Raw genomic sequence first — 7,461 nt, forward strand, 5'->3', positions numbered from 1 at the left:
AACCCCTACGACTACGCCAACCAGGACCCCTACAACAAACTCGACCTCCGACGGGCGAAGGTGCGCTTGGGTCGGATGGAAATATCTTTGCTTCTCGGACTTCTTACGTCCCCTATGTCTGGCCGATTTTTGGATACACGGTCTACTGCGGTTGGACATTTGGAATATGGTGGTAGGAGGTCGCTAGTGATCATCGGAAACAGTCGGCAGTGATCATCGGAAACAGTCGGCAGTGATCATCGGAAACAGTCGGCACCCCGGCTGGTACATGCCGGTCACGGTCATCGGATACAGTTTGATCGCCGCATTGATTGTGATAGCGGCTTTTGCTGGAATCCCAGGCATCTGGGTAGTCGTTTCCGCAGCCCTTTTGGGTGGCGCTTTCAGGTTCTTGCTGAGGAGGATGCTGCACGAGGATGGTTGAGCCGTTTGCTGTACCAAGCTGAGCTATATATCCATGTGATCAATTCGTGTTACCCTTCGGTCGCCATCCCTCCAGAAAATATGCCGTAAGGTAAACGTTCGGAAATCCTGTGGGAGGGCATGATGGATATCAGTGTCTCATCCGTGAGACAGGGGCCGTCCTGCTGCTCCTTCTAGCTCCGTGGAAAGCATGTTCGAGGCTGCTCGTTGCGCTCCGGCCTTCGCCTGATCGTCCCGGTTGTCGGTCGGGATCGGGTCGGGACCCGGATCCGGGGGAGATGCCGCCAGGTCACGGCTGGCCGCGAACAGCAGGTCCTCGCCGGTCGCCGGGCGTAGTCGCAGGTCGGCGAGCGCGCCGACCCCGACTCCGGCCCGGGTCAGGGCGGTGCGCGCGGCGGCGGGGCCGGCACCGTAGAGGACCGCGATCATCTCCGGGCCGGTCGGATCCGGCCGGTACACCAGGTCCGTGCGGCGCAACGCCGGGCGGGGGCGCCGACCGGCAGGGTGAAGCGGGCGTGCGTGAGGTCATCGTCCCGGCACCGGCGCTCCAGGCCCCGATCCGGTCCCCGACCCCGCTGCGGCGCGCGGCCTTGTTCCCCTGCTTCGGCCCGCTTCGCCGCCGGTCCGGCCAGCCGGTCGATCTCGGCGGTGACCACCCGGGCCAGCAGCTCGGGGCTGGCGTCCCAGGTGAACCCAGCCGCCCAGGCGCGGGCCGCCGCGCGCAGCTCGGCCAGTAGCCATAGCGCCGCGTCGAGGGTCTTCTCCAGCGGCTCGCCCTCGTCGACCAGCCATCCCGTCGTCCCGTCCCGGACCGCGTCGCGCAGCCCCGGGACCCGGAACGCCACCGCGGGCACCCCGAGGGCGGCGGCCTCCAGCACCGACAGCCCCCAGCCCTCACCATGCGAGGGGTTGACCGTCAGCCAGGCCGAGGAAAGCAGCCGGTCGCGGGTGGCGGCATCGGTGTAGCCGTGCCAGCGCACGGCGTCACCGTCCCGGTCGGTCGTGCCTCCCGAGCCCGGAGCGGCCCCCGGGTCGGTGGTGGTCACCGTATCTGGGGTGGTCAGCCCGAGGGCGACCGCGCGGGCGGTCAGGCGTTCGCGGTCCGGGCCGTCGCCGATGATGTGGACGGTGAGCCCGGGATGCGCCCCGACCAGCGCGGGCAGCGCGTCGAGGAGCAGGTCGAGCCGCTTGTGCGGCACGAGCCGGCCGACGCACACGATGGTGGGTGCCGTCGCGGGGCCGCCATCCGAGCCTGCGGGCCCGCCGCCAGCCGGGCCCGTGAACGCGGTGGCCCCGGCGGCCGAGCTAGCCCCGGCGGCCGAGGTGGTCACCCCGTTGGGGACCAGGAAGCGCGGGCCGGGCAGGCCGAGGATGTCACGGGCCTCGGCGCGGGTCGAGGGGGAGACGACCACCACCGGTCGGCGCCGGTAGACCCACCGGCTGCCCGGCGCCTCCAGCAGCTGCCCGACCCGGGCGACCGGCCCGGGGAAGTACAACGGGAACTGTTTCTGATGAACGTGGTGGAGCACCTGCACGACGGGGGTGCTCGCCGGCAGCACCAGGGGACTGAAGAACGGGATCCCGTTCTGGCAGTCGACGACGGCGTCGACGCGGTGCCCGGCCCGCCCCAGGCTGGCCAGCCGGGCAAGCACCGACGGATAGACGCCGAAGGTGCCGCCCCCGCGGCGCACCTCGACGCCGCCGACGGACTCGGCGACGGGCGGACCCGGGCGTTCACCGTCCGTGGCCCGCGAGGTCAGCAGGGTGACCCGGGCGCCGGCCGCGGCGAACCGTTCGGCGATCGACTGGCAGAACAGCTCCGCCCCGCCGGCCTGCGGATGCTCCCGGTCCCGCCAGTTGAGGAACACCACGTGCCGGCCGGCGAGGGTGGGCAGGTACCGGCGCTCCCGGGACCCTCCGCGGTGTGTCGACCCTTCCGGGGGTGTCACGCTGAGGCTTCCCGTCACCGGTGGCATTCCTTCCGTTTCGTTTCGCTCGCCAGGGCTTACCATGTTCGTCTGCAACGTTCGCCTGCAACCTACCGATGTCGGAAAATCGTCGGCCACTTACCATGGTCGGTGTTTCGCTGTGGGTGATTCGACGTGTCCCGTTCCCGGTGGGGAGACTGATGGCGAAGCCCTCGCGTGAGGCTGTGACGGGCCTGCTGGCCGGTCCGGCAGCGCTGGCCGTCGCCGGCATGCTCGTCAACGGGTGCAACCTGCTGATGAACCTGATCGTCGTCCGGTCGCTGGACCCGGACTCCTACGGCGCCGTGTCGGTGCAGGTCAGCATCTTCCTGATTCTCTCGGTCGCGGGTAACGCGCTGCTGATCGCCGTGGTGCAGCACGAGACGTCTGGGCCGGGGGGCACCCGGCGCGAGCAGTGGTCCTGGATCCGGCGGCTGCGGGGCGCCTGCGGCGTCGGCATCGTGATCTCCGCGATCGTCGCGGTGGTGCTGTGCCGGCCGGTGGCCGCGCTGATGTCTTATCCGCATCCGCTCGCGATCGCCGAGGCGACCATCGGTGCCGCGCTGTGGACGCTGCTGTGCGTCGAACGCGGCCTGCTGCAGGCCCGGGGGGCCTATCCGCGCCTCGCCGTCAACTTCGTGGTCGAGGGCTTCGTCCGGATCGGCCTGGTGATCGTGCTCGTGCTGGGCGGGCTCGGGGTGAACGGCGCGGGCCTGGGCATCGTGCTCGGCGTCGTCGTCGGCGCCGAGCACGCCCGGTGGGCCGTCACGCGCACCCCGCGGCTGCCGCGTCCGCCCGTGTCCCAGCGCGGGGCGACCGTGCTGCCTGACGACGGCACACCGCCGGCCACCGGGCCGATTCCGCTGCCGATCCCGGCGCCGCGCGCCAGCGCCCGGCACAGCGTCATCGCCGACACCACCGTCGCCCTCGGCGCGCTGATCCCCCTCGCCCTGCTGCAGAATATGGACGTCGTCATCGTCGGCTGGCTGGGGTCCTCCGGGGTCGGCGGCTACGCGGCGATCTCGACGGCCTGCAAGGTACCGGTCTTCATCGGGCTGGCGGTCGCGAACTTCCTGCTGCCCGAGGCGGCACGACGGCGCAAGGAGGGACGCCCCGCCGGGGGCACGTTGGTCGTGGCGCTGGTCTTCGTCGTCGCTCCCGGGCTCTTCCTCGCCGGGCTCGGTCTGTTCGCGGCCAAGTGGTTGATCGGACTCGTCTTCGGGGCGCATCTCACCGACGCCGCCTCCGCGCTGTCGGTGCTCGCGCTGAGCATGACCCTGCTGGCCGTCACCCTGATGTTCACCACGTACCTGCTCGGCGCCGGGGTGCGCCGGGTCGTCGGCGTGCTCGCCGTCGCCACCGTGGCGACGGCTGGGGCGCTCGTCTCGGCCGGCGGCGGATCGATGGCCACGGCCACCGCCGCGCTCGCCGCCGAGTCGGTGACCGCGCTCGCGGTCGGCCTGCTCGTGGTCCAGCTGCATCACACCGACCGCCGGGCGGCGCGGGCCGCCGAGACGCACCGGCGGCCGGCGGGGGGCGTGGGACTACCCGACCCCCAGCCCGGCGAGGGGGTCCCGGCCCGGGTGTGAGGAGTTCCTCTGCCCGACGAGTCCCAGCCCACCCCGCGCGGAGAGGCCACCGCTGATGCCAGCCCAGACCCGTCCGAACGCGGACGGCGGTGAGCCCGGTTCTCCCGGTTCTCCCGGGTCGTCGGGGTCGTCGGGGTCGTCGGGGTCGGTGCGCTCGCCGTTCGCCGTCACCCGCCGCCGCCTGCTCGCGACGGCCGTGGGCCTCGGCGCGACGTCCGCCGGCGCCCTCGTCGCCGCGCGCCTGCTCTCCTCGTCCTCGGGTCCGACCTCCTCCGGTGACCTGCCGCTGAGCCGACCCTCGGCACCGGTCGGCGGGGTCACCGTGGGCCCGTCGATGCCGGCCGGGGCGGTGGCGGGCCTGCCCAGGAACCTGCTGACCATCTATGGCGCACCCGGCACCTTCGGAAACCTCGACGACCAGTCGGCCATCGAGATCGCCGAGGTGCCGGGCTGGGGCTTCGGCCCCGGTCAGGCCGCCTTCCTGTCCGCGGTCGCCGCGGACGGTACCGTCTTCCTCGCGACGACTCCGTTCACCGACGACCAGGCGAAGCTGACCGGTACGGGCATGGAGATCGAGATCTTCGAGCCGGTCACCGAACGGTTCACCCGCCTGGTGATCCCCTCAACGAAGGGCCGGACGAGCCTGCCCCGGGCCGACCCGAACTACCATGGTGTAGGCGGCGGGGACATCTCGGACGTGATCGTCGTGCCCGGCCCGGACGGCACCGAGCGGGTGGTCTTCGTCTCGCTGATGCCCTTCTTCGGCTGGAACACCTCCGTCGACGGCGAGTTGCCGAGCATCGGTCAGCTCCGGCGGGACTCCCTGGGCGGACGGTGGGCCTACGACCGGACGGCATCCAGGACAGCGGCTCAGCTCGCCAGCGCCGCCCCGCCGTACGTGGCGGCGCTGGCCTTCCCGGTGCTCGCGCCGCTGGAGCCGCGCTCACCGCGCGGGCCGTCCTCGATCGCCCGGCTGCCCCGCAGCGGGCACCTGGTCATCGCCCAGTACCTGGGGACCGGGGTCGGCGGCACCGACAACGGCGCCCTGCTCGTTGTCGACCTCGCCGGCCGGGTGCGGGCGCACTGGCAGTACCCGCAGGCCCGCCCGCTGGGCCTCGAGCTGGTCGTGAACCCGCGGGAGGTCGTCGCCGATCCCACCAGCGAACCTGATGACGAATGGTTCGTGCTGATCAGTGACGTGCGCGGGCTGGACTTCCGGGCCCAGCCCTTCCCCGTGCAGGAGTTCTCCTACTCGGCGTCGCGGGGCACCATCAGCCCGAAGAGCACGGCGGTGCGCGCCGTTCAGGACGGCTCCCGGATGGAGTCGGCCGTGTTCGGCACGGACGGCACCTTGTACGTGGCCCGCACCAAGGCCGACGGGCTGCGGGCGGAGACCCTCGCCGTCTACCCGAAGATCGATGGGAAACGCGGCCTGGTGACCCGGGCCCCCGCCACGGGCAACTGGCCGGTCGACACCTGGGGCATCGCCAACCGCCCCGACTACCTGATCGCGGGCACCGACCGGGGTGGGCTGGTGTGCAGCATCACCGTCGATCCAGCCACCGGCGCGGTGCTGCTCGCCGGGCTCGACGGCCTGGTGCAGGTCGTGCGGCCGGCGGGGCGCGGCACGCGGATGACCTTCCGCACCGACCGGCCGATCGACGTGGGGCTGAGCAGGCTGCGGGGCCCCGCGACCCGGTATGTCGGGGTGCGCCGCGGCGCGGTCGACGCCCGCCGGCGCAGCCTGTGGCTCCCGGTGAACCAGCTGGTGCTCGACGGCCTGCCCTGGCCGTACCCCCCGTTCAAGCTCGATCAGTGGTTGCTGCGCGTCAACCTGGATGTGCTGCTCGGCGACGAGTAGGTGACGGGCGGCCGGCGGGGGCCAGCGGCGCTCGGCGGGGGCCTGCGGGGGCCGGCGGCGCTCAGCCCCCGCCGGCGGCGCCGTGTAGCGGCAGCGCGAGCAGGTAGGGGTCGACGTGGGTGCCGAGGAAGCCGAGATGGCGGTAGAACGCCCGGCCGGGTTGCCGTATCGCGTGGGCGAGCAGGAGCGGCACTCCGACCATGCGATGGACGGTCAGTGACCGCATCACGGCGTCCCGCACGAGTTGGGCGCCGACCCCGCGGCCCTGGTAGCGGACATCGACCGCGAGCCGCCCCACGAACATCGCCGGAACGGGTTCGGTGGACCGGCGCGACCACCGGCGTGAACCGGGGATCCGTTCCAGGGCGGCGGTGGCCAGGCAGTAGTAGCCGGCGATCCGGGTACCACCGACGATCACGAACGTGTTCGTCGTCCGGTCCTGCTGGTGTTCGAGGGCGTGGTGGCGCAGCCAGCCGTCGAGCAGGTCGTCACCGCTGTTGAAGGTGAGCCGGTCCGGGCCCTCGGACAGGGCCGCGGGCTTGGCGAGGGGCACTGCGTAGGATCCTTTCTTGGGACCGCGTCGGACCGCGTCGGACCGGGTCGGGACCGCCGGTCGACTGGCCGGCTGGTCGGCCGACCGGGAGGCGGGCAGAGGTGGCGGGGTGCTCCGGCTACTCCGGCTGCTCCGAGCCCGGTTCCTCGTCGAGGAGCCGGCGCAGCCGGGGGGAGTCCGGCGGCGGCGTGTCGAGCAGCGCCTCGAGCTTGCTCCAGTCGGCATCCGGGACGCGGAACAGGCGGCGGTCGGCGAGAACCTCTCGCGCGTATCGCTTCATGGCCTCGACGGCGAAGTCCTCAAGGGACAGGCCCTCACCCTCCGCGGCCGAGCGGATGATCTCGGCTTCGTCCTGGGGTAGCCGTACCGCGAGTCTGTCGTCCCTGGCGGTGCTCATACTGGCAGTCTGCCCTCCGGGTCTTCGGACCCGTTTCCCCGGGTCTCGCTCGCCGACGTGGGTACCACATCCATCGCGGCCGGGTCGCCCGGATGCCCGGAGGCCGGCCGGAGCGCGGATCCGGTCGGCCGCCCGGCATCTCTTCGTACCAGAGAGGTCCTACGCCCGTGGCGCTTTCGCCTGTCCCCACCGTCCCGCTCGCGCACGGTGCCCGGATGCCCAGGCTCGGGCTCGGAACCTGGCCGCTGAACGACCGGGAGGTCCAGGGGGTGGTGGAACAGGCGCTCGGGCTGGGCTACCGGTTGATCGACACCGCGCACAACTACGGCAACGAGAAGGGGGTCGGCGCCGGGCTACGCGCCGTCAGCGTGCCCCGCGAGGAGCTGTTCGTCACCACGAAGTTCAACAAACGCTCACACAGCGTCCGCGGCGTGCGCAGGGCCGCGGTGGAGAGCACCCGCCGGATGGGGCTGGACTACCTCGATCTGCTCCTCATCCACTGGCCGAACCCGTGGCGGGATCGGTACGTCGAGGCCTGGAAGGGGCTCGACGAGCTGCTGAAGGACGGCCAGGTACGCGCGATCGGGGTGTCGAACTTCAAGACGACCCACCTCGACCGGCTGCTGGCCCAGACCGGTGTCGCGCCGGACGTGAATCGGGTCTGGATCTGT

Annotated in this window: 7 protein-coding genes; 3 read left to right on the forward strand and 4 right to left on the reverse strand. The window is 71.8% G+C overall.

The genetic code is table 11. From position 1 onward, the window contains the following. Positions 1-561: 561 nt before the first annotated feature. Together ACY5KJ_RS14085 and ACY5KJ_RS14090 are read right to left on the reverse strand one after the other, a co-directional pair. Complete coding sequence (locus ACY5KJ_RS14085) at positions 562-882, reverse strand: hypothetical protein (protein ID WP_462203550.1); 321 nt, start codon at positions 880-882, stop codon at positions 562-564. Continuing rightward, positions 849-2,390, reverse strand: a complete 1,542-nt coding sequence (locus ACY5KJ_RS14090) for a glycosyltransferase family 4 protein (protein ID WP_462203551.1) — start codon at positions 2,388-2,390, stop codon at positions 849-851. Before ACY5KJ_RS14090 ends, ACY5KJ_RS14085 begins: the two co-directional genes overlap by 34 nt. 185 nt (positions 2,391-2,575) lie before the next feature. On the opposite strand from ACY5KJ_RS14090, the gene ACY5KJ_RS14095 reads away from it, so the two are divergent. Both ACY5KJ_RS14095 and ACY5KJ_RS14100 read left to right on the forward strand, forming a co-directional pair. After that, a complete protein-coding gene (locus ACY5KJ_RS14095) occupies positions 2,576-3,979 on the forward strand; it encodes a lipopolysaccharide biosynthesis protein (protein ID WP_462203552.1) in 1,404 nt (467 codons plus the stop codon). 55 nt (positions 3,980-4,034) lie between these two features. Then, positions 4,035-5,840, forward strand: a complete 1,806-nt coding sequence (locus ACY5KJ_RS14100; RefSeq protein WP_462188514.1) for a hypothetical protein — start codon at positions 4,035-4,037, stop codon at positions 5,838-5,840. A 61-nt stretch (positions 5,841-5,901) separates the two neighbouring features. Here the strand turns inward: ACY5KJ_RS14100 and ACY5KJ_RS14105 are convergent, their stop codons facing one another. Together ACY5KJ_RS14105 and ACY5KJ_RS14110 are read right to left on the reverse strand one after the other, a co-directional pair. Then, complete coding sequence (locus tag ACY5KJ_RS14105; protein ID WP_462188513.1) at positions 5,902-6,393, reverse strand: GNAT family N-acetyltransferase; 492 nt, start codon at positions 6,391-6,393, stop codon at positions 5,902-5,904. A 118-nt stretch (positions 6,394-6,511) separates the two neighbouring features. Beyond that, entirely contained in the window at positions 6,512-6,790 is a 279-nt protein-coding gene (locus ACY5KJ_RS14110) for a type II toxin-antitoxin system TacA family antitoxin (protein ID WP_462188512.1), read from the reverse strand. Between the two features lie 167 nt (positions 6,791-6,957). On the opposite strand from ACY5KJ_RS14110, the gene ACY5KJ_RS14115 reads away from it, so the two are divergent. Beyond that, the coding region (locus ACY5KJ_RS14115) for an aldo/keto reductase (RefSeq protein WP_462203553.1) at positions 6,958-7,461 on the forward strand (504 nt) is incomplete at its 3' end.

The sequence above is a fragment of the Frankia sp. CcWB3 genome (genome assembly GCF_977927595.1).

What these genes read in the sequence shown, in the direction of transcription:
- ACY5KJ_RS14110 (WP_462188512.1), bottom strand. Translation starts at nt 6,790, where the DNA reads ATGAGCACCGCCAGGGACGACAGACTCGCGGTACGGCTACCCCAGGAC.
- ACY5KJ_RS14100 (WP_462188514.1), top strand. Translation starts at nt 4,035, where the DNA reads ATGCCAGCCCAGACCCGTCCGAACGCGGACGGCGGTGAGCCCGGTTCT.